The 24,227-nt window shown below is 60.2% G+C and carries 20 protein-coding genes; 11 read left to right on the top strand and 9 right to left on the bottom strand.

Going from position 1 to position 24,227, the window contains the following annotated elements; all coding sequences use genetic code 11:
* Window positions 1-78: 78 nt before the first annotated feature.
* The 4 genes from glyQ to AAZU54_RS10795 all read left to right on the top strand — a co-directional run bounded on the left by glyQ (window position 79) and on the right by AAZU54_RS10795 (window position 4,443).
* Window positions 79-1,026, top strand: a complete 948-nt coding sequence (gene glyQ, locus AAZU54_RS10810; protein WP_186553140.1) for a glycine--tRNA ligase subunit alpha — start codon at window positions 79-81, stop codon at window positions 1,024-1,026.
* Window positions 1,023-3,077, top strand: a complete 2,055-nt coding sequence (glyS, locus tag AAZU54_RS10805) for a glycine--tRNA ligase subunit beta (protein ID WP_186553139.1) — start codon at window positions 1,023-1,025, stop codon at window positions 3,075-3,077. Before glyQ ends, glyS begins: the two co-directional genes overlap by 4 nt.
* 3 nt (window positions 3,078-3,080) lie before the next feature.
* A complete protein-coding gene (gene gmhB, locus AAZU54_RS10800; protein ID WP_186553138.1) occupies window positions 3,081-3,608 on the top strand; it encodes a D-glycero-beta-D-manno-heptose 1,7-bisphosphate 7-phosphatase in 528 nt (175 codons plus the stop codon).
* A gap of 64 nt (window positions 3,609-3,672) precedes the next feature.
* Window positions 3,673-4,443 (top strand): lysophospholipid acyltransferase family protein, encoded by a 771-nt coding sequence (locus tag AAZU54_RS10795; RefSeq protein WP_186553137.1) that lies wholly within the window; start codon window positions 3,673-3,675, stop codon window positions 4,441-4,443.
* A gap of 191 nt (window positions 4,444-4,634) precedes the next feature.
* Here AAZU54_RS10795 and AAZU54_RS10790 read toward each other — a convergent pair whose 3' ends face one another.
* Both AAZU54_RS10790 and AAZU54_RS10785 read right to left on the bottom strand, forming a co-directional pair.
* Complete coding sequence (locus AAZU54_RS10790; protein WP_186553136.1) at window positions 4,635-6,254, bottom strand: MFS transporter; 1,620 nt, start codon at window positions 6,252-6,254, stop codon at window positions 4,635-4,637.
* 97 nt (window positions 6,255-6,351) lie between these two features.
* Window positions 6,352-8,001 (bottom strand): GMC family oxidoreductase, encoded by a 1,650-nt coding sequence (locus tag AAZU54_RS10785; protein ID WP_405129191.1) that lies wholly within the window; start codon window positions 7,999-8,001, stop codon window positions 6,352-6,354.
* 377 nt (window positions 8,002-8,378) lie between these two features.
* Between AAZU54_RS10785 and AAZU54_RS10780 the strand changes: the two genes are divergently transcribed.
* Window positions 8,379-9,266 (top strand): LysR family transcriptional regulator, encoded by an 888-nt coding sequence (locus tag AAZU54_RS10780; protein ID WP_186553134.1) that lies wholly within the window; start codon window positions 8,379-8,381, stop codon window positions 9,264-9,266.
* Here the strand turns inward: AAZU54_RS10780 and AAZU54_RS10775 are convergent.
* From AAZU54_RS10775 to AAZU54_RS10765, 3 genes are all read right to left on the bottom strand, one after another.
* Complete coding sequence (locus AAZU54_RS10775; protein ID WP_392467377.1) at window positions 9,255-10,073, bottom strand: sulfite exporter TauE/SafE family protein; 819 nt, start codon at window positions 10,071-10,073, stop codon at window positions 9,255-9,257. The genes AAZU54_RS10780 and AAZU54_RS10775 overlap by 12 nt on opposite strands.
* Window positions 10,070-11,350 (bottom strand): NAD(P)/FAD-dependent oxidoreductase, encoded by a 1,281-nt coding sequence (locus AAZU54_RS10770; RefSeq protein ID WP_186553132.1) that lies wholly within the window; start codon window positions 11,348-11,350, stop codon window positions 10,070-10,072. The genes AAZU54_RS10775 and AAZU54_RS10770 overlap by 4 nt, the downstream gene beginning before the upstream one ends.
* Window positions 11,351-11,460: 110 nt before the next feature.
* The gene (locus AAZU54_RS10765; protein ID WP_186553131.1) at window positions 11,461-12,345 is read right to left on the bottom strand and encodes an MBL fold metallo-hydrolase; all 885 of its coding nucleotides are present in this window, start codon (window positions 12,343-12,345) and stop codon (window positions 11,461-11,463) included.
* Between the two features lie 308 nt (window positions 12,346-12,653).
* Here AAZU54_RS10765 and AAZU54_RS10760 point away from each other — a divergent pair, with 308 nt between their 5' ends.
* From AAZU54_RS10760 to AAZU54_RS10750, 3 genes are all read left to right on the top strand, one after another.
* Window positions 12,654-13,961 (top strand): sigma-54 interaction domain-containing protein, encoded by a 1,308-nt coding sequence (locus AAZU54_RS10760; protein ID WP_225915640.1) that lies wholly within the window; start codon window positions 12,654-12,656, stop codon window positions 13,959-13,961.
* A gap of 170 nt (window positions 13,962-14,131) precedes the next feature.
* Window positions 14,132-15,613, top strand: coding sequence for a DUF3300 domain-containing protein (locus tag AAZU54_RS10755; RefSeq protein ID WP_434727139.1), 1,482 nt, complete (start codon window positions 14,132-14,134; stop codon window positions 15,611-15,613).
* Window positions 15,614-15,627: 14 nt separating this feature from the next.
* Entirely contained in the window at window positions 15,628-16,518 is an 891-nt protein-coding gene (locus tag AAZU54_RS10750; RefSeq protein ID WP_186553128.1) for a DUF2950 domain-containing protein, read from the top strand.
* A 102-nt stretch (window positions 16,519-16,620) separates the two neighbouring features.
* On the opposite strand, the gene gyrB is transcribed toward AAZU54_RS10750, so the two are convergent.
* From gyrB to dnaA, 4 genes are read right to left on the bottom strand one after another with little or no spacing between them, the layout of a single operon-like run.
* Entirely contained in the window at window positions 16,621-19,041 is a 2,421-nt protein-coding gene (gene gyrB, locus AAZU54_RS10745) for a DNA topoisomerase (ATP-hydrolyzing) subunit B (protein WP_186553127.1), read from the bottom strand.
* 4 nt (window positions 19,042-19,045) lie between these two features.
* On the bottom strand, window positions 19,046-20,149 hold the full coding sequence (gene recF, locus AAZU54_RS10740) for a DNA replication/repair protein RecF (RefSeq protein ID WP_186553126.1): 1,104 nt from the start codon (window positions 20,147-20,149) through the stop codon (window positions 19,046-19,048).
* 13 nt (window positions 20,150-20,162) lie between these two features.
* Window positions 20,163-21,266, bottom strand: a complete 1,104-nt coding sequence (gene dnaN / locus AAZU54_RS10735) for a DNA polymerase III subunit beta (protein ID WP_434727138.1) — start codon at window positions 21,264-21,266, stop codon at window positions 20,163-20,165.
* Between the two features lie 40 nt (window positions 21,267-21,306).
* Complete coding sequence (dnaA, locus tag AAZU54_RS10730) at window positions 21,307-22,830, bottom strand: chromosomal replication initiator protein DnaA (RefSeq protein WP_434727137.1); 1,524 nt, start codon at window positions 22,828-22,830, stop codon at window positions 21,307-21,309.
* 606 nt (window positions 22,831-23,436) lie between these two features.
* On the opposite strand from dnaA, the gene rpmH reads away from it, so the two are divergent.
* The 3 genes from rpmH to yidD are packed head-to-tail and all read left to right on the top strand — an operon-like array spanning window position 23,437 to window position 24,227.
* Window positions 23,437-23,571 (top strand): 50S ribosomal protein L34, encoded by a 135-nt coding sequence (gene rpmH / locus AAZU54_RS10725; protein ID WP_002551315.1) that lies wholly within the window; start codon window positions 23,437-23,439, stop codon window positions 23,569-23,571.
* A gap of 13 nt (window positions 23,572-23,584) precedes the next feature.
* Complete coding sequence (gene rnpA / locus AAZU54_RS10720; RefSeq protein ID WP_186553240.1) at window positions 23,585-23,989, top strand: ribonuclease P protein component; 405 nt, start codon at window positions 23,585-23,587, stop codon at window positions 23,987-23,989.
* Window positions 23,982-24,227, top strand: coding sequence for a membrane protein insertion efficiency factor YidD (gene yidD, locus AAZU54_RS10715; protein WP_011536514.1), 246 nt, complete (start codon window positions 23,982-23,984; stop codon window positions 24,225-24,227). The genes rnpA and yidD overlap by 8 nt, the downstream gene beginning before the upstream one ends.

The following is a 24,227-nucleotide window of genomic DNA, read 5'->3' as shown; positions in this document are numbered from 1 at the left end:
TCCAATGAGTAGAGGGCGAGGCGAATCAGGTTATACTCCCGCTCTTTACATCCGCATCCCCAGATACAGGTGAATTTCGTGAGCCAGCCTACGCCAGCCGTGCGTACCTTCCAAGACCTCATCCTCGCCCTGCAGCAATACTGGGCGGAGCAAGGTTGTGTGGTACTTCAGCCCTACGATATGGAAGTAGGCGCCGGCACTTTCCACACCGCTACTTTCCTGCGCGCCGTCGGCCCAGAGACCTGGAACGCCGCCTACGTGCAGCCTAGCCGTCGTCCAGCCGACGGACGGTATGGCGAGAACCCTAACCGCCTGCAGCACTACTACCAGTTCCAGGTGGTCCTCAAGCCCAACCCGGCCAACTTCCAGGAGCTGTACCTCGGCTCGCTGAAAGCGATCGGCCTGGACCCGCTGGTCCACGACATTCGCTTCGTCGAAGACAACTGGGAATCGCCAACCCTCGGTGCCTGGGGTCTGGGCTGGGAAATCTGGCTCAACGGCATGGAAGTGACGCAGTTCACCTACTTCCAGCAAGTCGGTGGCATCGAGTGCTACCCGGTCACCGGTGAAATCACCTATGGCCTGGAGCGTCTGGCCATGTACATCCAGGGCGTCGACTCGGTCTACGACCTGATCTGGGCCGATGGCCCGTTCGGCACCGTGACCTATGGCGATGTGTTCCACCAGAACGAAGTGGAGCAGTCGACCTACAACTTCGAGCACGCCAACGTCGAGAAACTGTTCGAGCTGTTCGACTTCTACGAAAGCGAAGCGAACCGTCTGATCAAGCTCGACCTGCCGCTGCCGACCTATGAAATGGTCCTGAAGGCTTCGCACACCTTCAACCTGCTCGACGCCCGCCGCGCCATCTCGGTGACCGAGCGTCAGCGCTACATCCTGCGTGTGCGTACCCTGGCCCGGGACGTGGCGCAAAGCTATCTGCAAGCTCGCGCACGCCTGGGCTTCCCGATGGCGACCCCTGAACTGCGTGATGAAGTGTTGGCTAAGCTGGAGGCTGCACAATGAGTGCTCAAGATTTCCTGGTTGAACTGGGCACCGAAGAGCTGCCACCCAAGGCCCTCGCCAGCCTCGGCGACGCCTTCCTGGCAGGCATCGAGAAAGGCTTGCAGGCCGCTGGCCTGAACTACACCGCCAAGCAGGTCTATGCCGCGCCGCGCCGTCTGGCCGTGCTGATCCGTCAGCTCGACGTGCAGCAGCCAGACCGCAGCATCAACGTCGACGGCCCTCCTGTGCAGGCTGCGTTCGATGCTGAAGGCAAACCGACCCAGGCGGCACTGGGCTTTGCCAAGAAATGTGGCGTCGATCTGTCCGAGATCGACCAGAGCGGCGCCAAGCTGCGCTTCTCCCAGCACATCCCGGGCAAGGCTACCACCAGCCTGTTGCCGACCATCGTCGAAGATTCGCTCAACGACCTGCCGATTCCTAAGCGCATGCGCTGGGCGGCCAGCCGTGAAGAGTTCGTGCGTCCAACCCAGTGGCTGGTCATGCTGCTTGGTGACCAGGTCGTCGACTGCACCATCCTCAAGCAACAGGCCGGGCGCGAGTCGCGTGGCCACCGTTTCCACCACCCGGAAAACGTGGTCATCACCACCCCGGCCAACTACGTCGAAGACCTGCGCAAGGCCTACGTGCTGGCCGACTTCGCCGAGCGCCGCGAGCTGATCGCCAAGCGCACCGCGGAACTTGCCATGCAGCAGGAAGGCACGGCCATCGTGCCGCCGGCGCTGCTCGATGAAGTGACCGCGCTGGTCGAGTGGCCTGTGCCGCTGGTGTGCTCGTTCGAGGAGCGTTTCCTCGACGTGCCGCAAGAAGCGCTGATCACCACCATGCAGGACAACCAGAAGTACTTCTGCCTGCTCGACAGCGAAGGCAAGCTGCTGCCGCGCTTCATCACCGTGGCCAACGTCGAGAGCCGCGATCCGAAGCAGATCGTCCAGGGCAACGAGAAGGTCGTGCGTCCGCGCCTGACCGACGCCGAGTTCTTCTTCAAGCAAGACAAGAAGCAGCCGCTGGCAACCTTCAACGAGCGCCTGAAGAACGTGGTGTTCCAGGCTCAGCTGGGCAGCGTCTACGACAAAGCCGAGCGTGTCTCGAAACTGGCAGCCTTCATTGCCCCGCACATTGGTGGCGACGCCCAGCGTGCCGCGCGTGCTGGCCTGCTGTCCAAGTGCGACCTGGCCACCGAAATGGTTGGCGAATTCCCTGAAATGCAGGGCATCGCGGGCTACTACTACGCCGTCAACGATGGCGAGCCAGAAGACGTTGCCCAGGCCCTGAACGAGCAGTACATGCCGCGCGGTGCTGGCGCTGAACTGCCACAGACCCTGACTGGCGCTGCCGTGGCCATCGCCGACAAGCTCGACACCCTGGTCGGCATCTTCGGCATCGGCATGCTGCCAACCGGTAGCAAAGACCCGTACGCCCTGCGTCGCGCCGCCCTGGGCGTGTTGCGCATCCTGATCGAGAAGCAGCTGGACCTGGACCTGACCGACGCCGTGAGCTTCGCCGTCACCCAGTTCGGCAGCAAGGTCAAGGCTGCTGGGCTGTCCGAGCAAGTCCTGGAGTTCATCTTCGACCGCCTGCGTGCGCGTTATGAAGACGAAGGCATCGACGTTGGCACCTACCTGTCGGTGCGTGCCCTGAAGCCGGGCTCTGCCCTGGACTTCGACCAGCGCGTACAGGCCGTGCAGGCCTTCCGCAAGCTGCCGGAAGCCGAAGCCCTGGCGGCGGTGAACAAGCGCGTGTCGAACCTGCTGAGCAAAGCCGAAGGCGCTATCGCCGAACAGGTCGAGCCGAAGTACTTCGACAATGCCAATGAGTTCTCCCTGTACTCGGCCATCCAGCAGGCCGACCAGGCCGTGCAACCGATGGCAGCTGCGCGTCAGTACAGCGAGTCGCTGGCTCGCCTGGCGGCCCTGCGTGATCCGGTCGACGCCTTCTTCGAGGCGGTGATGGTCAACGCCGAAGACGCCAAGGTGCGCGCCAACCGTTATGCCCTGCTCAGCCGCCTGCGCGGTCTGTTCCTGGGCGTGGCCGACATTTCGCTGCTGGGGTAAGCCTTGAAACTGCTGATTCTCGATCGTGACGGGGTGATCAACTTCGACTCCGACGCCTACATCAAGTCATTGCAGGAGTGGATCCCCATTCCCGGCTCGATCGAGGCCATCGCGCAGTTGAGCAAGGCCGGCTGGACGGTGGCGGTCGCCACCAACCAGTCCGGCATTGCCCGTGGCTATTACCCGCTGCAAACCCTCGAGGCCATGCATGCGCGCCTGCGCGAGCTGGTGGCCGAGCAGGGTGGTGAAGTCGGTCATATCGTCTATTGCCCGCATGGACCGGACGAGGGCTGCGACTGCCGCAAACCCAAGCCTGGCATGTTGCGGGCAATCGCCGAGCATTATCAGGCAGACCTGAGCGGCATCTGGTTTGTTGGAGACAGCAAAGGTGACCTGGAGGCCGCCCTGGCCGTCGGAGCACAACCAGTGCTGGTGAAAACCGGCAAGGGTGAGAAGACCCTGAGTAAAGGCGTCCCGCAAAACACCCTGATTTTTGACGATCTGGCCGCTGTGGCCAGAGCACTTATTTAAGAGGGTGCGCCACGCTGGCGCACTTTTTCATTAGGCGGGCATGCCCGCAACGGTACTTGCCACTATGTCGATCCTGCAGGCGATCAGAATCTTTCTTTTTTACCTGCTGCTGGGCACCAGCTCGTTGCTGTGGTGCACCCTGAGCTTCTTCGTTGCGCCGTTTCTGCCGTTTCGCCAACGCTATCGCTTCATCAACGTCTACTGGTGCCGTTTCGCCGTGCTGCTGGCGCGGGTGATCCTCGGTATCCGCTACAAAATCACCGGCGCCGAGAACGTGCCGGATACGCCGTGCGTGATCCTCTCCAACCACCAGAGCACCTGGGAGACGTTCTTTCTCTCCGCCTACTTCCAGCCGCTGAGCCAGGTGCTCAAGCGTGAGCTGTTGTATGTGCCGTTCTTTGGCTGGGCGATGGCCATGCTGCGGCCGATCGCAATTGATCGCGACAACCCGAAAGAAGCTTTGCGTCATGTCGCCAAGAAGGGCGACGAGCTCCTCAAGCAAGGGGTTTGGGTGTTGATCTTCCCGGAAGGCACCCGCGTGCCCCATGGCCAGATTGGCAAGTTCTCCCGTGGCGGCACTGCGCTGGCAGTCAATGCCGGCCTGCCAGTCCTGCCAATTGCCCACAACGCTGGCAAGTTCTGGCCCAAGTCGGGCTGGGGCAAGCGGGCAGGGGTGATCGAGGTGGTGATTGGTCAGCCAATGTATGCCGAAGGCAGCGGCCCACGGGCGATTGCCGACCTCAATAACCGCGCCGAAGCGTGGAACGAGGCGACCCAGCGGGCCTTGGGGTCACTGCCGCCAGCGGCAGAAAACACCGAGCAGCGCACGGCCTGACGTTCTGTGGATAACTTGTGAGCAACTTTTGGATTAACGCTCAGAGATATGATCTAAGTTGTTGAATTAGCTATTTATTTCTCTGTATGACGTTTTTCTGAAAATCGTGCATAAGTTTTTTTGAGCGATAAAAAAACCGGCTTTTACGCCGGTTTTTTTGTGCCTGCTATAGAGGCGTCTCGCTCTTCAGGTCAAACCTTGTCGATATCCACATCCTTGGTCTCTTTCAGGCAGAAGATCCCCACCACCAAGCTGATCCCGGTGATCAATACCGGGTACCACAGCCCGTAGAAGATATCCCCGGTGTACACCACCAAGGCGAATGAAACCGTCGGCAGGAACCCGCCAAACCAGCCATTACCGATGTGGTAGGGCAGTGACATCGAGGTATAGCGGATCCGCGTCGGGAACAGCTCGACCATCACCGCCGCCAGCGGCCCATAGGTCATGGTGGCAATCAGGATCATCGCGACAATCAGCACCACCACCATGAACTCGTTGACCTGCGACGGATCGGCCTTGGCCGGATAGCCCGCCTGCTCGATGGCCGCACGCATGGCCGCTTCGTCGAAGCCATTGATGGTGGTCTCGCCAATGCTCACCACCACTTCGCTGCTCGCCCCTGCAGCCGAGCTGTACGGCAGACCCTGTTTGACCAGGAAGGTCTTGACCTTGTCGCACGGGCTGTCGAAACGCGCCTTGCCTACTGGGTCGAACTGGAAGGTGCAGCTGTTCGGATCAGCCGTCACCACGATCGGTGCCTGACGGCTGGCAGCGTCGATCTGCGGGTTGGCGTAATGACTCAGGGCTTTGAACATCGGGAAGTACAGCACTGTCGCCAGCAGCAGGCCGAGCATCAGGATCGGCTTGCGTCCGACCCGATCCGACAGCCAGCCAAAGAACACGAAGAACGGCGCGCCGATCACCACGCTGATGATCAGCAGGGTGTTGGCCTGGGCCGGGTCCATCTTGAGCATCTGGGTCATGAAGAACAGCACATAGAACTGCGCGGTGTAGAAGGTCACCGCTTGCCCGGCGTTGATACTGAACAGGGCAGTCAGCACCACTTTGAGGTTCGGCCAATTGGTGAACGACTCACGAATCGGCGATTTACTCACCTTGCCTTGGGCCTTCATTTTCACGAACGCTGGCGACTCGTGCATGCTCATGCGGATCCAGGTGGAGATGCCCAGCAGCACGATCGACAAGAGGAACGGCAGGCGCCAGCCCCAGGTCTCGAACTGATCGCCGCTGATGTAGCGGCTGCCGAGCACCACCAGCAGCGACAGCAGCAGGCCCAGGGTCGCGGTAGATTGGATGAAGCCGGTGTGGAAACCGCGCTTGCCAGGTGGGGCATGCTCGGCGACATACGTGGCTGCACCGCCATACTCGCCGCCCAGCGCCAGGCCTTGAAGCATGCGCAAGATCACCAGGATGATCGGCGCGGCAATGCCAATGCTGGCGTAGGTCGGTAGCAAGCCCACGGCGAAGGTGGACAAGCCCATCAGCACGATGGTGATCAGGAAGGTGTATTTACGCCCGATCATGTCGCCCAAGCGGCCGAATACCAACGCCCCGAATGGCCGCACCAGGAAGCCTGCGGCGAACGCCATCAGGGCAAAGATGAACGCGGTGGTGTCGTTGACCCCGGCGAAGAACTGCTTGCTGATGACCGCCGCCAACGCGCCATAAAGAAAAAAGTCATACCACTCGAAAACGGTCCCGAGGGATGACGCGAAAATGATCTTTCGTTCCTCGCGACGACTGGAGCTGCTCGCCGCTGCACCCTGCTCTTGGATGTAATCCGACATCGTTGCTGTCCTCGGCCTACAGGCCACAGTGATTATTCTTGTTGTTCCACTGTCGGCAGCCCCTGACCACAAGCCGCCGGTTGTTGCACGCGCCTGGTCAGGGCGTCGGTATCGCGCTTGCGTCGCTGAGGTTGGTCTGGGTAGCAGCCCCCTTGAGGATCAGTTGTGCCGCCTTCTCGGCGATCATCAGTGTGGGTGAACAGGTATTGCCGGAAACGATCTGCGGCATGATCGACGCATCAGCCACGCGCAGACCGGGAATGCCATGCACGCGCAGCTGGTTATCCACAACGTCCAGCGGCCCATTACCCATGCGGCAAGTGCCAACCGGGTGGAAGATCGTGGTGCCGATCTTGCTGGCCGCCTCGTGCAGTTGTTGCTCGCTCTGCAGGGCGGGGCCTGGCAGATATTCCTGGGGCTCGAACGCCGCCAGGGCAGGGGCCTGGACGATACGCCGGGTCAGGCGGATAGCGTCGGCGGCGACACGCAGGTCGTGCGGATCGCTGAGGTAATTGGGATCGATCAGGGGTTCGGCATTCATGTCCGCAGAGCGGATATCGATGCGTCCACGGCTGGCTGGGCGCAGGTTGCAGACCGATGCGGTAAAAGCAGGGAAGCGGTGCAGCGGCTCGCCGAAGCGTTCAAGCGATAGCGGCTGGACGTGGTACTGCAAATTGGCGGTAGCCTGATCAGGGCTGGAGCGTACGAACGCACCCAGCTGACTTGGAGCCATTGCCAAGGGGCCGCTGCGGTCATACAGATAACGCAGGCCCATGCCCATCTTGCCCCACAGGCTGTTGGCCATCTGGTTGAGGGTGCGGGTGTTGCGAATTTGATAGATCAGGCGCAGTTGCAGGTGATCTTGCAGGTTGCCGCCGACGCCGGGCATGTCATGCCGAACGCCGATGCCCAAGCCTTCGAGGAGCTTGCGTGGGCCTATCCCGGAACGCTGGAGAATGCCTGGCGAGCCGACAGATCCTGCGCAGAGGATGATTTCCCGGCGCGCCTTGAACTCATGCCAGGCGCCTTGCCAACGGGCCTTGACCGCGGTCGCACGGGTGTTGTCGAGCAGCACCTGATCAACCTGGACATCAGTCAGGATGGTGACGTTGGGGCGTTTGAGGATCGGCCGCAGAAAGGCCTTGGCCGCATTCCAGCGTACGCCGCTGCGCTGGTTGACCTGAAAGTATCCACAGCCTTGGTTGTCACCGGTGTTGAAGTCATCGACCTTGGCGATCCCGCTTTGCTCGGCGGCATCGCGGAAGGCATCGAGAATCGGCCAGCTGTAGCGTTGTTGCTCGACCCGCCATTCACCGTCGGCGCCGTGGCTGTCGCTGCTGCCGGCAAAGTGATTCTCGCTGGCCTTGAACAGCGGCAGCACATCGCTCCAGGCCCAGCCGGCATTGCCTTGCTCAGCCCAGCGGTCGTAGTCCGCCGCCTGGCCGCGCATGTAGATCATGCCGTTGATCGATGAACAGCCACCCAGCACTTTGCCCCGTGGATAACCTAGGCTGCGACCGGCCAGGCCGGCTTGCGCTTCGGTTTTGAAGCACCAGTCGGTGCGCGGATTGCCGATGCAATAGAGGTAACCGACGGGAACGTGAATCCACGGATAGTTGTCGCGCCCGCCCGCTTCGAGTAGCAGCACGCGGCAGCTAGGGTCGGCGGACAAACGATTGGCCAGCAGGCAACCGGCGGGACCGGCGCCCACGACCACGTAGTCGTAGACAGAATCGGCTGATGGCATGTGTAACCTCGCGCCTGATTATTATTCTTGTCGCCCTTCATCTTAGTGAGTAATTTCGCAGAGGAAACACGAGATTTTGCGCAACGGCTGTGCGTTTTAGCACAGCCCAGGTAGCTGCGAGAGTCGGTAGTGTGGGGCGGGTATGGGCGCATGCGAGGCGCGTGGGAGCGATATTTGACGGATGCATGTGGGAGCGGGCTTGCCCCGCGACAGCAGTAGTGCTGCCACCATCGCTATCGCGGGGCAAGCCCGCTCCCACGAGATCTACGAGTCCAACGAGATCTACGAGTCCCACGAGCCATACGAGTCCTGCATCCTCCTGCGTAGTGCCTCGACGGCCGCGCTCAGAACCCTCGCCATCACGCACAAGGATCAGCATGTTCGACTGGAATGATCTGCGGTTTTTCCTCGAGTTGCAGCGCAGCGGTCGCCTGCTCAGCGCTGCCAAGCGGCTCAATACCACCCACAGCACCGTCGCCCGGCATATCGAGAACATCGAAAAAAGCTTGGGTACGGCACTGTTCGTCCAGCATGCCCAGGGCTATGAACTGACGCCTTCCGGTCAGGCCCTGCTCAAGCATGCTGAGGCCATGGAAAATGTCGCGCTGCTGGCGCAGGAGGAAATCACCCAGGCGATTACGCCGCTAGGCAAGATTCGCCTAGGGGTCACCGAAGGCATCGGCATCATGTTCTTCACCCCGCGCATGAGCGATCTGTTCGAGCGCTACCCGGGGTTGGAGGTAGAGCTGGTGGCGGTGCCGCGCTTCGTCAGCATCCTTAACCGCGAAGCGGAAATCAGCATCCATCTGGAGCGGCCCAACGCCGATTTGCTGATCACCCGCAAACTCACCGACTACCGCCTGGCGCTCTACGCCAGTCGCGAGTATCTCGACCGTTCCCCACCGCTGCAGACCCGCGAGGACCTGGCCCGGCACAGCTGGATTGGCTACGTCGACGACCTGCTGTTCAGCCAGGAGCTGCTGTTTCTCAACAGCTTTTGCCGGGCGCCGAATGTGGTGTTCCGCAGCACCAGCGTGATCGCCCAGCAACACGCAGCGCGTGCTGGCCTGGGTATCGCCGTGCTGCCGAACTTCATGGCCCGGCATGACCCGACCCTGGTGCGCGTGCTGCCGAGTGAGACAATCCAGCGCAGCTACTGGATCTGCACCCGGCGCGAGCTGCACAAATCAGTACGCCTGCGGGTGGTCTGGGATTACCTGCTCGCCCTGTGCGCAGCCGAGCAGGCAGACCTGCTAGCCGAGTAGCGCCTTGCCCGCCAGCAGCAGTGCAGCGCCGATGCCGACGATGGCGAACAACTGCTGCAGGCGTGGCCCGGCAAGCTTGGCAGCCAAAGGTCGCGCCAGCAGCAGGCCAAGTACCGCGCCCACTGCGAACGGGGCACCGACCTGCCAGTGCATGACGCCGGCAATGCTGGCGCTGACCACACTGCCGGTGGAGACCAGGGCAATCACCGCCAGGGAGGTGGCGACGATGCTCTTCATGTCCAGATTGGTGTAGCGGTTCAACGCAGGGATGATGACGAACCCACCGCCGACGCCCAGTAACCCTGAAAGCAATCCAGACATCGCCCCGGTGAAGGCAAGGGCACGCGCGCAGGGTAGGGTCCAACGTAGTCGGCCCTGCAACGGATTGAGCACGCAGGGCATGATCTGCCGTTCCCCGCATGGCGACTGACCGCGCAGTTCGCGCGCCGCCTTGCGTCCGATGCGCAGGCAGGCGTAAACCAGCACCACAGCGAACACCAGCGCCAATGGCGTGTTGGGCAGACTGTGGGCGAGCATCAAGCCGAACGGCGCAGCGACGATGCCGATCACCGCAATGAACAGCGCCGCCCGATAGCGCACCAAGCCCTGGCGTAAACCCAACACCGCCCCGACCGCCGCCGCTAGGCCCACCGCCAGCAACCCGACCGGGGCCGCCTCGACCATGGTCAGGCCCAGGCCGAACACCAGCAGCGGCACTGCGAGGATGCCGCCGCCAGCGCCGGTCAGCGCCAGCACTGCGCCAATGATTGTGCCCAGCAGCGTGCCGAGCAGTTGATGCTCGATCACTGCTGCCCCTCGATCACCATCGGCTGCGGCTTGGCCAGCCACTCCCGTCCCTTGAGCATGCCACGCCAGTACAGCGGCGGCAGGATCCGTGCCTTGAGCAGCCAGGCCAATCGGGTTGGCTGGCGACCATCGAGCAACCAGCGCGGAAAACTCGGCGCGACCTTACCACCATAGGTGAACTCAGCGAGGACGATCTTGCCGCGCTCCACGGTCAGAGGGCAGGAGCCATAGCCGTCATAGTGGGCGAGGGCAGGCAGCCTGCCGAGCGCCACCAAAACATTGTTCGCCACCACCGGCGCCTGCTTGCGCGCTGCGGCGGCGGTCTTGGCGTTGCTGGTGTTGATCACATCGCCCAGACCATGGATGTTGGCGAATTGACGATGGCGCAAGGTGTGCGGATCGACATCGACCCAGCCACCCGCATCGGCCAGCGGACTGTTCCGGATGAAGTCAGGGGCAACTTGCGGCGGCACCACATGCAACAGGTCGAAGGGTTCGACCTGTGTCTGCGTGCTGCCATCGGGCAAGCTGCGCAGGAAGGTAGCGCGCTTGCCGGGGCCGTCCACGGCGACCAGCCGCTGGGCGTAGTTGAGGTCGACACTGTACTTGTCGATGTAGCTCATCAGTGCCGGTACGTAGTCCGCTACCCCGAACAGCACCGCGCCGGCATTGAAGAAGCTGGCTTTGATCGCGCCAAGATGGCCGTGACGCAACCAGTGATCACAGGACAGGTACAACGCCTTCTGTGGCGCGCCAGCGCACTTGATCGGCATCGGTGGCTGGGTGAACAGCGCGCGACCTTGCTTGAGGTTTTTCACCAGCTCCCAGGTATAGGGCGCCAGGTCATAGCGGTAGTTGGAGGTGACGCCGTTACGCCCCAGGGTCTCACTCAGGCCTTCGATGGCGTTCCAATCGAGCTTGAGGCCGGGGCATACCACCAGCTGTTCGTAACTGACCGCGCGACCATCCTCGAGCATCACCAGCTGCGCGACCGGATCGAAACCCTGCACGCTGGCCTTGATCCAGCGCACCCCACGCGGAATGGTCGAGGCCATGGTGCGAGCGGTGCTGGGTGCGTTGAACACACCGGCGCCGACCATGGTCCAGCCTGGTTGGTAGTAATGCACCTCGGCAGGATCGATCAGGGCGATGTCCAGCGAAGGATCACGGCTTATCAGGCTCGAAGCGGTGGCGATGCCCGAAGCCCCGGCACCGATGATCACCACCTTGTGGTGATCGGTGCGCGGGCTGGCGGAAGTGGACGGCGACGCAGGCATTTAAATGTTCCTTGTTGATCGAGGTAGCTGCTCTTTTTCTATCGCGGGGCAAGCCTGCTCACACGTTAGCTCTCTGTCTCTGCGTGGGAGCGGGCCCTGCGATAGCGGGCTCAAAGTTTGTTGAGGGGGATCTTCAGGTAGCGCACGCCGTTATCTTCCGGCTCAGGCAACTGGCCGCTGCGCATGTTGATCTGTACCGAGGGCAGGATCAGCACCGGCATGTCCAACGTCGCGTCACGCGCTTCGCGCATGGCCACGAATTCGTCCTCGCTGATGCCCTGATGAATGTGGATATTGTTGGCGCGCTGCTCGGCCACGGTGGTGACATAACGCAGTGCGCGGCCATTGGGCAGGTAGTCATGGCACATGAACAGCTGGGTCTGATCGGGGAAGGCCAGCAAACGGCGGATCGAGCGATACAACGTGCGGGCATCGGCGCCAGGGAAGTCGCAGCGGGCAGTGCCGTAGTCGGGCATGAACAAGGTGTCGCCAACGAACACCGCAATCTCGCCAGCATCCTCGACCACGTAGCTCATGCACGCCGGGGTATGCCCTGGGGTATGCAGGGCGCGCGCGCGCAGCGTGCCGATCAGAAACACTTGTTCATCTTCGAGCAATACATCGAACTGGCTGCCATCGCGGGCAAAGCCAGGCTCGGCATTGAACAGGGCGCCGAAGGTCTTCTGTACCTGAGTAATACGTGCACCGATGGCGATATGGCCACCGAGCTTTTCCTTGAGGTAGGCCGCCGCAGAAAGGTGGTCGGCATGCACATGGGTTTCAAGAATCCAGTGCACCTTGGCATCCAGCGCCTGGACCCTGCCAATCAGTTTGTCCGCCGAGGCAGTGTTGGTGCGCCCGGACTTGGGGTCATAGTCGAGCACGCTGTCGATCAACGCGCACTCCTGGGTCTGGCGATCCATGACCAGGTAACTGATGGTCGAGGTGGCCTCGTCGAACAAGGCTTCCACATAGATGTTACTGCCGATGATCATTGCACTCTCCAGATTTATCCGCCGCGCCTTGTTAGAGGCGTAGGCAGTAAACAGTGCTTTATCAAGATGCATGCCAGGGCATTGGTCCGAAACCACGGGTGCCTTGCTATTAAGCATAGAGTGAGTGTTCAAGCCCTACTCATCAGGGTTTTAGCCAGCGGGTTTACCCCGAAGAACACGCTGCGCAGCCTGTTCCTATCCATGTGCTCTCGACTGCCAATGCCAGACCTGGCAGTCGACTGGCAGCTAATGGCAGTGATTGGCAGTCCTTGCTACCCTCCGCGATGTACTCTCTTCCGGTCCTGGTCATGTCCGCGTTTTCAGCTTCTGCCAACCAACCCGCGATCCTTGCGCTAGTGTCGTATCTGGAACACGACGTGCATCCGTCCATCGTGCTCGATACCGACTACAACATCCTCGCCGCCAATGCCGCCTACCGCCGCCAGTTCGGCATCAACGACAACGCACCGCTGGGGGAGAAGTGCCACCGGGTATCCCACCACTACGCTGTCCCCTGCGACCAGGCCGGCGAACACTGCCCGATGCGCAAGGCGTGGGACAGCAAGGTGCCGGAGCGGGTGCTGCACATCCATCACACTCCTCGTGGGCCTGAGCATGTGGACGTCGAGTTACGGCCGATCCTGGATGAACAGGGTAGGGTGGTCGCCTTCGTCGAGCGTCTGAACACCGTGACGCTCGCCTCCGCCCAGCCGCAACAGCAAGGCCTGGTAGGCCGTGCTCCGGCATTCAAGACGGCCCTGGCCAGCTTGCAAAGAGCCGCCCCAGCGCAGATCCCGGTGTTGCTCCAGGGTGAGTCTGGAACCGGCAAAGAGCTTTTTGCCCGCGCCCTACATTTGGGTAGCCTGCGCGCCAATGGGCCGTTGGTTGTGGTCGACTGCACTGGTCTTACCGAGAGCCTGTTCGAGAGTGAATTGTTCGGCTACGAAAAAGGCGCCTTCACCGGAGCCACCCAGCGCAAGATCGGTTTGGCCGAAGCGGCGCATGGCGGCACGTTGTTCCTCGATGAAATTGGTGAGGTTCCATTGGCCATGCAGGTGAAGCTGCTGCGCCTGATCGAGTCCGGCAGTTTCCGCCCAGTCGGCAGCCTGCGCACGGTGCACTCGGATTTTCGCCTGGTCTCTGCCACCCACAAACCACTCAAGGAAATGGTCGCTGCGGGCACCTTTCGTGAAGACTTGTACTACCGCATCAGCGGTTTTCCAATCCGGCTGCCTGCCCTGCGCGAACGGGTAGAGGATCTGCCCATGCTGGCCGAGAGTTTGTTGAAGCGCATGGCTGGCGCGCAATCCACCACGCTAACTGCGCAAGCGCAACAACGGCTCAGCTTGCATCCGTTCCCAGGCAATATTCGCGAGCTGCGCAATATTCTCGAACGGGCACGCTTGTTTGCCGACGACGGCTTGATTCGGCCAGAACATTTGCCGCACGACATTGGCCCCCTGCAGAACGTAGCTACACCACGCCGCAGCCGCAACGAACTGGGCGAGCTGGCGCTGGCGCTGGAGCAATTCCAAGGGTCGCGTAGTGAGTTGGCCCAACATCTGGGGTTGAGCGAGCGGACGCTTTATCGGCGCTTGCGTGAGCTGGGTCTGTAAGCGGGTTCAGCGCACCTTGTGGGAGCGGGCTTGTCGGACGCCGAACCGCCGGCAGAGAAATTTTCTTCTACGCTGATACTGCTCTGAGCCTTCCATGCGTCGATTGCCGACCCGGTAACCCGTTGGGCGCCTGACGCTCCGCTCTGTCCCTCAGCTACAGGAGCATCGTCATGTCTGCCTGCCTTCACAGGGCGATCCTGCTCACCATCACCATGCTCGCGCTCTTGGGCTGTTCCGAAGAGGATGCACCACCTAAGGCAACGGCCCCGGCGCCGGTACCTGCAGCTGTACCTGCCACTGCGGCCGCGCCCAGCGAGCAGGTGTTCAACACCGAACAGCTTGATCAGATGCTTGCACCGTTGGCCCTGTACCCGGATGCTTTACTGGCTCAGGTGCTGATGGCAACCACCTATCCCGGCAATGTCGTCGACGCGGTTGCCTGGTCCAAGGCGCATCCGAACGTCAGTGGCGATGCCGCCGTCCAGCAGGTCGCCGAGCAACCTTGGGACCCCAGCGTGCAATCGTTGGTGGCTTTCCCGCAGGTGCTAGCCACACTTGGCCAGGACCCAGTCTGGGTGCAGCGAGTCGGCGATGCCTTTCTCGCCCAGCCCGACGCGGTGATGAATTCGGTACAGCGCCTGCGCGCTAAGGCCAAGGCTGCTGGCCACCTGGAGTCGAACGATAAGCAGAGGGTTATCGTGCAACCCTCAAACGCTCAAGCAGGCGGCACGACTACAGAGGGGCAAGCTGGCGCGTCGGCACAAACCATCATTATCCAGCCGACCAACCCCCAGGTCGTATACGTCCCAAGCTACAACCCCTCTGTGGTCTACGGTAGTTGGTCCGCTGCGTCCTACCCACCAGCGTACTATCCGCCACCGCCGGGGTATGCCATTGGTACGGCATTGGCGACCGGCCTGGCTTTCGGTGCCGGCGTAGCCATCGTCAATTCTCTGTGGGGGGATTGCGACTGGGACGATCATGACGTTGATATCAACGTCAATCGCTACAACAACATCAACAACGTCAACCGCAGGCTCGAAGCCAACCAGAACAACTGGCGCCATAATCCTACCTATCGCGACGGCGTCCCCTACCGCGATCAAGCCAGTCGAGCCCAGTTCGACCGGCGCTTGCCCGGCAGCGCAGAGCGCACAGCCTATCGCGGTGACACCCCGGCGCGTGTCGAAGATCGCGCGCGCGCCCGAGAAAGTCTCGCCCGGCGTGGCATCGAAGCACCGGCAACCAGCAACCTCGAAGCCCGCCAACGGGTGCAGAGTGCAGAGCGTGAGCGCTCTCAACAAAGCCTGGAAAAACAGGGCATCAACCAGCCCGCTAGCGCCCGCGAGCGCGCACAGGTCGCCGACCGCCAGCACAAGCCTGGCGCGCAGGCACCTTTGAAAACTCGCCAGCATCAGCCGTCGGAGCGTAATCAACAAGCACGCCAGCAAGTCCGCCAGCAACATGCTCGCGCCCAGGCGCCGCGCAACAATGCCTTGGCCGATGTGCGCAACCCTTCGCAGGCACGCATGGCAAGCAACCGTGGCCAGATCAGTCAACGTAGCGCCCGCCGCCCCAGTGCAGCACCCGCCGGCCATCAGATGCAACGACCCGTGCGCATGCAATCCAGCGGTGGCGGCCGTCGCCGCTGAGAGGAGAGTCAGTCATGAAAACGGCTAGTCGGATTGCGCTGGTGCTGCTCCTTTGCTGGACCTCCAGCAGTTACGCTCAGAAATACTTCCCAAGCGCGGAGGCGGCAGGCGAAGCGTTGGTGCAGGCCCTGGGTAGTGAAAAGGCCGATAGCCAACAGTTGGCAAACTTGCTCGGCAACGACTGGAACACTTATATCCCGACCAAGGACGTCGATCGTAAAGATGTGGATGCCTTTCTCTCGCTCTACAAGGAATCCCACCAGGTTCAGTCCGATAGCCAGAAGCGTGCACATCTGGTGGTCGGCAACACACCCTGGATTTTCCCAATTCCCATCAGACACAGTGCTGGCGGTTGGGCTTTCGACACCAAAGCAGGTGCCGAGGAAATCCGCCAGCGCCGCATCGGCCGCAACGAATTGGCGACCATTCAAGCAGCCCGTGCCTATCACGACGCGCAGATGGACTACGCCGAAATTGATCGCAATGGCGATGGGCTGCTCGAGTACGCGCAGAAGTTCATGAGTAGCGACGGGGCGTTCGACGGGCTGTACTGGCCGGAAGTGGACGGCGTCGAAGAAAGTCCACTCGGGCCGCTATTCGGTGATGCCGCCAAGCGTGATGACTGGCATGGCTATCACTATCGGATTCTCACCGCCCAAGGCCCTTCGGCACCAGGTGGCGCCTATGACTACAAGATCGGCGATCACATGACCCGCGGCTTTGCCGTGATCGCCTGGCCGGCGAACTACGCGGACACTGGCGTCATGAGTTTTATGATCAGCCACGACGGTGAATTGTTCGAGAAAGACCTCGGCCGTGACAGTGCCAAGCGCGCGGCTGCGATAACGCGTTTCGACCCCGACAGCAGTTGGAGCGAAATAAAGGATGAAGCGGCTGGGCGCTGAATTAGACAGTTCAATACTTGTCGCTCAGATGGCTCTGGCACTCATGAAAAAGCCCGCTTACGCGGGCTTTTTCATGCAGCTTGTCGGTGAAACTACACCTGATCAGAAGTCCAGGTTGGACACCGACAGGGCATTGCTTTCGATGAAGTCGCGGCGTGGTTCCACCGCATCACCCATCAGGGTGTTGAAGATCTGATCGGCAGCGATCGCGTCTTCGATGGTGACCTTGAGCATGCGGCGCACGGTTGGGTCCATGGTGGTTTCCCACAGCTGCTCCGGGTTCATCTCACCCAGACCTTTGTATCGCTGGATGGTGTGACGCTTGGCGGTTTCGTTCATCAGCCAGTCCAAGGCTTCCTTGAACTCGGTGACCGCCTTGCGACGTTCGCCACGCTGCACATACGCACCTTCGCCGAGCAGAGTGCTGAGCTTGCCACCCAGGTTGACCACGGTGCGGTAGTCGTTGCTGCCGAAGAAGTCGCGGTTGAAGGTGATGTAGCTGGCCAGACCGTGCGAAGTGATCTCCACCTCCGGCAGCCAGACATTGCGCTCTTTGTCTTCACGCAGGCTGGCTTTGTAGGCCAGGCCAGACTTCTGGCTGTTGTTCAGGCGCGCCTGGAACTTGGCCAACCAGTTTTCCATGTGCGCGTGATCGCCCAGCTGCTCAAGGGTGACTTCATCCAGGTAGATGAAGTGCTCGGTCAGCTCTTGTGGGTACAGGCGCGACAGACGCTTGAGGGTTTTCATCACACCGCGGAAATCGTTCACCAGGCTTTCCAGCTGTACGCCGGAAACCGCAGGTGCCGATTCGTCCAAGTGCAGGCTGGCGTCATCCAGGGCCGACTGCGTCATGTACTCTTCCATGGCGTCGTCGTCTTTGATGTATTGCTCTTGCTTGCCCTTCTTGACCTTGTACAGCGGCGGCTGAGCGATATAGATGTAGCCACGCTCGACCAGCTCCGGCAACTGACGGAAGAAGAAGGTCAGCAGCAGGGTACGGATGTGCGAACCGTCAACGTCAGCATCGGTCATGATGATGATGTTGTGATAGCGCAGCTTGTCGATGTTGTACTCTTCGCGGCCAATGCCGCAGCCCAGTGCGGTGATCAGCGTACCGACCTCCTGGGACGAGATCATCTTGTCGAAGCGTGCTTTCTCGACGTTAAGGATCTTACCCTTGAGCGGCAGGATCGCCTGGGTTCGACGGTTACGACCTTGCTTGGCCGAACCACCTGCCGAATCACCCTCCACCAGGTACAGTTCAGAGAGGGCAGGGTCCTTCTCTTGGCAGTCGGCCAATTTGCCCGGCAGGCCAGCGATATCCAATGCGCCTTTGCGACGGGTCATCTCGCGTGCCTTGCGCGCTGCTTCACGAGCGCGGGCAGCGTCGATCATCTTGCCGACCACCGCCTTGGCTTCGTTGGGGTTTTCCAACAGGAAATCGGCGAAGTACTTGTTCATCTCTTGTTCCACGGCGGTCTTCACCTCCGAGGAAACCAACTTGTCCTTGGTCTGCGAGCTGAACTTCGGATCTGGCACCTTGACCGAGATGATCGCAGTCAGACCTTCACGGGCGTCGTCACCGGTGGTCGCGACCTTGTTCTTCTTGGCCAAGCCTTCTTGCTCGATGTAAGCGTTCAGGCTGCGGGTCAGCGAAGAGCGGAAGCCCACCAGGTGAGTACCACCGTCGCGCTGCGGAATGTTGTTGGTGAAGCACAGCAGGTTTTCGTTGAAGCTGTCGTTCCACTGCAGGGCGACTTCGACACCGACACCATCGTCACGCTGGACATTGAAGTGGAAGACCTGCGTGTTCACCGGGGTCTTGTTGGTGTTGAGGTATTCAACAAACGCGCGCAGACCACCTTCGTATTTGAAGAACTCTTCTTTACCGCTGCGTTCATCCTTGAGCAGGATGCCAACACCAGAGTTGAGGAAGGACAGCTCGCGGATACGCTTGGCGAGGATGTCCCAGCTGAAGTGGATGTTCTTGAAAGTTTCAGCCGACGGCTTGAAGTGGATGTGGGTACCGGTGGTTTCACTTTCACCGACTACGGCCATAGGTGCCTGAGGCACACCATGCACGTAGGTCTGCTCCCAGATCTTGCCGCTGCGGCGAACAGTAAGGATCAGCTGCTCAGAGAGGGCGTTAACAACGGAAACACCAACCCCGTGCAGACCGCCAGAAACTTTGTAGGAGTTGTCATCGAACTTACCGCCTGCGTGCAGGACGGTCATGATGACCTCAGCCGCCGATACACCTTCTTCTTTGTGCACGTCGACCGGAATGCCGCGACCGTTGTCGCGAACACTGATGGATTCGTCTGGGTGGATGATGACGGTAATGTCATCGCAGTGACCGGCGAGGGCTTCGTCGATCGAGTTGTCGACCACTTCGAAGACCATGTGGTGCAGGCCGCTACCATCATCGGTGTCGCCAATGTACATGCCGGGACGTTTGCGTACGGCATCCAGCCCTTTCAGCACTTTAATGCTGGAGGAATCGTACGTTTGATTTTCGCTCATGCCTTCACTCCCGATGGTCGTGGGTCTGGGTGATACGGCCTTGTTCCACGTGGAACAAAGCAACTGGCGTTTCCGTCTGCCAGCCTTCCCTCAGTAATTCGTGATCTACACAGGTGATGAAAACCTGGCAGCGTAATTCTTCAAGCAAGCGGCATAATGCGCGGCGGTGCTGCTCGTCCAGTTCGGACGGCAAGTCATCCACGAGATAGATACAGAGACCGCGACGGGCTTGGCTGACCAAGTGGCCTTGGGCGATGCGCAATGCACACACCACAAGTTTTTGCTGCCCACGGGACAGGATATCCGCAGCGTTGTTTGCGCCAATACGAAGACGTAAATCAGCACGCTGAGGACCGGCCTGGGTATGGCCCATTTGCTGGTCACGGTGAAGAGAAGAGGCGAGTACTTCGTTGAGTTCCCGGTCCTTGTCCCAGCCGCGGTAATAGCTCAGGGTCAATCCATCCAGCTCGACCAGTTCGCTCAGGGTTCGCTCGAAGACGGGCTTCAAGGCCTTGATATAGTTGCGACGGTATTCATCTATCTCCGCGCTGGCCAGGCACAATTCCCGGTCCCAGGCGGCTTGCGAAGCAGCGTCAAGTGTACCATGCCGCAACCATGAGTTCCGCTGTCGCAGTGCCTTCTGCAGACGTTGCCAGGCCGCCATGAAGCGTGGTTCCACGTGGAACACACCCCAATCGAGGAACTGCCGCCGAATTTTCGGTGCGCCTTCGAGCAAGCGGAAGCTGTCTGGGTTGATCAACTGCAACGGCAGCAGCTCTGCCAATTGAGCAGCACTGCGGGCATTCTGCCCGTCAATGCGGATGGAGAACTCCCCCTGTCGCTCACGCGAAACACCTAGATTACTGGTACCACCTTCGGCCAACTGAACCTCGCCAAACACGGTGCAGGTTGGCTGCTCGTATTGGATAACAGGGTTCAGTCGAGTACTGCGGAAGGAGCGAGCCAGGCCCAATAGATAGACGGCTTCCAGAACACTGGTTTTGCCGCTACCGTTGGCGCCGTAAAGAATGTTGATGCGGGGGGAGGGAGAGAGGGTCACTGGGTGCAGGTTGCGCACCGCAGTGACCATGATGCGTCTTAGGGACATTATCTGCTACAGATTACAGACGCATCGGCATGACAACGTAAGACGAGTCGTCGTTGCCGGCTTCCTGCAGCAGGGCGCTGCTGTTGGAATCGGACAGAATCAGACGAACTTGCTCCGTAGTCATGACGCCCAGCACATCCAGCAGATAGCTGACGTTGAAGCCGATTTCCAGCGAGCTACCGTTGTAGTCGACGCTGATCTCTTCTTCGGCTTCTTCCTGCTCTGGGTTGTTGGCTTGAATCTTCAACTGGCCAGCAGCCAACTGCAGACGAATACCGCGGTACTTCTCGTTGGACAGGATCGCAGTCCGGCTGAACGCTTCGCGCAGGGCCTGACGATCACCGATGACCAGCTTGTCGCCACCCTTGGGCAGAACGCGCTCGTAGTCAGGGAACTTGCCGTCGACCAGTTTCGAGGTGAAGGTGAACTCGCCAGTGGTCGCACGAATGTGATGCTGGCCCAGGACGATGCTGACCATGCCTTCTGGATCGGTGAGCAGGCGCGCCAGTTCAAGGATACCTTTGCGTGGAACGATGACCTGGTGGCGCTCCGCCTGGCCGATCGCGGCTTGCATGGAGCACATGGCCAAACGGTGACCGTCGGTGGCAACCGCACGCAGGGTGTCGGTCGACACTTCCAGCAGCATGCCGTTCAGGTAGTAGCGTACATCCTGCTGGGCCATGGCGAAGCTAGTGCGCTCGATCAGACGACGCAACTTGCTTTGTTCCAGGTTGCAGGTCAGCGAGCCCGGGCCTTCTTCCACAGTCGGGAAGTCATTGGCCGGCAAGGTGGAGAGGGTGAAGCGGCTACGGCCAGCTTTGACCAGCAGCTTCTGCTCGTCCACTTTAATGTCGATCAGGACATCGCTCGGCAGGCTTTTGCAGATGTCCATCAGCTTACGCGCTGGGACAGTAATTTCGCCCGGCTCAGCCGGCTCTTCCAGTTGGACGCGGCCAACCAGCTCGACTTCCAGGTCGGTACCGGTCAACGACAGCTGCTGGCCTTGCAAGACCAGCAGGACGTTGGACAGGACCGGCAAGGTCTGGCGGCGCTCGACGACACCTGCGACCAGTTGCAGGGGTTTCAACAGGGCTTCGCGTTGAATGGTGAAATGCATGGTCTAGTCCCTTGCCTTCAAATAGCTGCGCCGACGGCCATCAGGTCGTCAGCGTGCGCAGCAGGTTCTTGTAGTCCTCGCGGATGTCCGCGTCGGATTCCTTCAATTCATTGATCTTGCGGCAGGCGTGCAGCACGGTGGTGTGGTCGCGGCCGCCAAACATGTCGCCGATTTCCGGCAGACTGTGGTTGGTCAGCTCCTTGGACAACGCCATGGCCACCTGACGCGGCCGAGCTACCGATCGCGAACGCCGCTTGGACAGCAGGTCGGAGATCTTGATCTTGTAGTACTCGGCCACGGTGCGCTGAATGTTATCCACACTCACCAGTTTGTCTTGCAGCGCCAGCAGATCCTTGAGCGACTCACGGATCAGCTCGATGGTGATGTCGCGCCCCATGAAGTGCGAGTGAGCGATGACACGCTTGAGCGCGCCTTCCAGCTCACGCACGTTGGAGCGGATACGCTGGGCGATAAAGAACGCCGCATCGTGAGGAAGTTCCACCTTGGCCTGGTCGGCCTTCTTCATCAGGATCGCTACGCGGGTTTCCAGCTCTGGCGGTTCGACGGCAACCGTCAGGCCCCAACCAAAGCGCGACTTCAGACGCTCTTCAAGGCCTTCGATCTCTTTTGGATAACGGTCGCTGGTAAGAATTACCTGCTGACCACCCTCGAGCAAGGCGTTGAAGGTGTGGAAAAACTCTTCCTGCGAGCGCTCTTTGCGGGCAAAGAACTGGATGTCATCGATCAGCAACGCATCCACCGAACGATAGAAGCGCTTGAACTCGTTGATCGCATTGAGCTGCAACGCCTTGACCATGTCGGCAACGAAGCGCTCCGAATGCAGGTAGACCACCTTGGCGTTCGGATTCTTCTTGAGCAGGTGGTTACCCACAGCATGCATCAAGTGCGTCTTACCCAGGCCCACGCCACCGTAGAGGAACAGCGGGTTGTAGCCATGCTTGGGGTTATCGGCAACCTGCCAGGCAGCTGCCCGAGCCAATTGGTTGGACTTACCTTCAACGAAGGTATCGAACGTGAAGGTTCTGTTGAGGTAGCTGGTGTGCTTGAGCGCACCTTCTACCTGCACGGTCCGTTGCTCAGTGCGCGCGGTCGCACTCGGGACCACTGGCGTATCGCCCATCGAGTCGAAACTGTCGCGCGACGACGGCTGTTCCACTTCGTTGGTCAAAAGCGGCTCGACCGCCTGCACAGCAACCGACTCATTCTGCGTGAGTACAGGCGCTGGCTGCTGGGGCTGAGCTTTGGCGGCGACCGCAGCACTGACCGGAGCATTGGGAGCGGCGCGCGGCGCAGAGCTGCGGCGGCTGCCTATTAATAAGGAAAGCGCTGGCGCCAGGCCATTGCCGTGTTCGCCCAGCAGCTCGAGCAGACGACCCAGGTATTTTTCATTGACCCAATCGAGGACGAAACGGTTGGGCGCATAAACGCGCAACTCGTCGCCTTCGGCTTCGACCTGTAGCGGACGGATCCAGGTGTTGAATTGCTGGGCAGGCAGTTCATCGCGCAGAAGCTCCACGCACTGCTGCCAAAGTTCCACTGACACGGATATCCCCTGAGTTGAAAGCCGGATGAGGCAAAAGCAAACCGCCATTGTACCGGGCGAGCGGTTACTTATCCACATGAGACAGCGACTTGAACCATGACAGAGCAGTCAAATGATGGCCAAAACGCCGTCACTGCCATGTGAATAAGCTCTGTGGATAACCGCACCCAAGGTCTATGCACAACCCTGGGCTCAAGCCTGTTGATAACTCTGCTGTGGATAACGACCACTTTAATCCACAGCTTGTCCGCATGCGCAGCACAGCCGGAGCACCGGTTGCGGACAAGGTTTCAAAACTCTGTACATGGCGTGAATCATGGCCTGTAGATGGTTATCCACAGATAGTGGCTTGCCTAAGATCTATAAGTTATTCAAAAAAGCTTTTTATATGTCTCTTTTATTTTTTCATGTTGTCCACTCTTTGAGATTCGATCAAGCCTGTCGATCCCTTCTTCTAGAAGCCAGCGAGATGTCAGGTAGAAGCCATGCCATCCATAAGGAAAGGTTGGTTGGAAATTGACCTATTGGCTTGCTTTCTCTAGAATCGCCGATCTCTTAAAACGGGGGCCATTCCGGCCCGTAGTCGACGAACCCAGGTAACACGCCATGAAACGTACTTTCCAACCAAGCACCATCAAGCGCGCGCGCACCCACGGCTTCCGTGCCCGTATGGCCACCAAGAACGGCCGCGCTGTTCTGTCGCGTCGTCGTGCCAAAGGCCGTAAGCGTCTGGCCGTTTGATTTTTCGGCACAGGTGGTGAGTCAGGACTTCAGTCGGGAAAAGCGACTGCTTACACCCCGGCATTTCAAAGCGGTCTTCGACTCGCCAACCGGCAAGGTTCCAGGTAAAAGCCTGCTAATCCTTGCCCGCGAGAACGGCCTCGATCACCCGCGCCTTGGCTTGGTGATCGGCAAGAAGAGCGTCAAGCTCGCCGTTCAACGCAATCGCCTCAAACGCTTGATGCGCGATTCCTTTCGTCTGAATCAGCAGAGTCTTGCTGGATTGGACATCGTGATCGTCGCGCGCAAGGGCTTGGGCGAAGTAGAAAACCCAGAATTGCACCAACACTTTGGCAAGCTCTGGAAGCGCCTCGCTCGTAATCGGCCCTCTCCAGCGGTTAATGCCGATTCTGCAGGGGTAGACAGTCACGATGCGTAAACTGGCCCTCGTCCCGATCCAGTTTTACCGTTACGCCATTAGTCCACTGATGGCCAGCCACTGTCGTTTCTACCCCAGCTGCTCCTGTTACGCCTACGAAGCCATAGAAAACCATGGCCTGTTGCGTGGTGGGTGGCTAGCCGTTCGTCGCCTGGGGCGTTGTCATCCGTGGAACGACGGCGGTTTCGATCCCGTCCCTCCCGCTCCTTCCTCCCGAACTTCTTCGATAGCCGAGTAA

The organism is Pseudomonas sp. Je.1.5.c, assembly GCF_051129895.1.
GTDB classification, from domain to species: Bacteria; Pseudomonadota; Gammaproteobacteria; order Pseudomonadales; family Pseudomonadaceae; genus Aquipseudomonas; species Aquipseudomonas urmiensis.
This window is presented reverse-complemented; position numbering and strand designations above follow the sequence as displayed.

Coding starts and splice junctions, on each gene's coding strand:
- rpmH (WP_002551315.1), top strand. CDS start 23,437: ATGAAACGTACTTTCCAACCAAGCACCATCAAGCGCGCGCGCACCCAC.
- glyS (WP_186553139.1), top strand. CDS start 1,023: ATGAGTGCTCAAGATTTCCTGGTTGAACTGGGCACCGAAGAGCTGCCA.
- AAZU54_RS10790 (WP_186553136.1), bottom strand. CDS start 6,254: ATGTCGGATTACATCCAAGAGCAGGGTGCAGCGGCGAGCAGCTCCAGT.
- AAZU54_RS10780 (WP_186553134.1), top strand. CDS start 8,379: ATGTTCGACTGGAATGATCTGCGGTTTTTCCTCGAGTTGCAGCGCAGC.
- AAZU54_RS10770 (WP_186553132.1), bottom strand. CDS start 11,350: ATGCCTGCGTCGCCGTCCACTTCCGCCAGCCCGCGCACCGATCACCAC.
- AAZU54_RS10795 (WP_186553137.1), top strand. CDS start 3,673: ATGTCGATCCTGCAGGCGATCAGAATCTTTCTTTTTTACCTGCTGCTG.
- AAZU54_RS10755 (WP_434727139.1), top strand. CDS start 14,132: ATGTCTGCCTGCCTTCACAGGGCGATCCTGCTCACCATCACCATGCTC.
- AAZU54_RS10785 (WP_405129191.1), bottom strand. CDS start 8,001: ATGCCATCAGCCGATTCTGTCTACGACTACGTGGTCGTGGGCGCCGGT.
- AAZU54_RS10750 (WP_186553128.1), top strand. CDS start 15,628: ATGAAAACGGCTAGTCGGATTGCGCTGGTGCTGCTCCTTTGCTGGACC.
- AAZU54_RS10760 (WP_225915640.1), top strand. CDS start 12,654: ATGTCCGCGTTTTCAGCTTCTGCCAACCAACCCGCGATCCTTGCGCTA.
- gyrB (WP_186553127.1), bottom strand. CDS start 19,041: ATGAGCGAAAATCAAACGTACGATTCCTCCAGCATTAAAGTGCTGAAA.
- dnaN (WP_434727138.1), bottom strand. CDS start 21,266: ATGCATTTCACCATTCAACGCGAAGCCCTGTTGAAACCCCTGCAACTG.
- recF (WP_186553126.1), bottom strand. CDS start 20,149: ATGTCCCTAAGACGCATCATGGTCACTGCGGTGCGCAACCTGCACCCA.
- yidD (WP_011536514.1), top strand. CDS start 23,982: ATGCGTAAACTGGCCCTCGTCCCGATCCAGTTTTACCGTTACGCCATT.
- AAZU54_RS10765 (WP_186553131.1), bottom strand. CDS start 12,345: ATGATCATCGGCAGTAACATCTATGTGGAAGCCTTGTTCGACGAGGCC.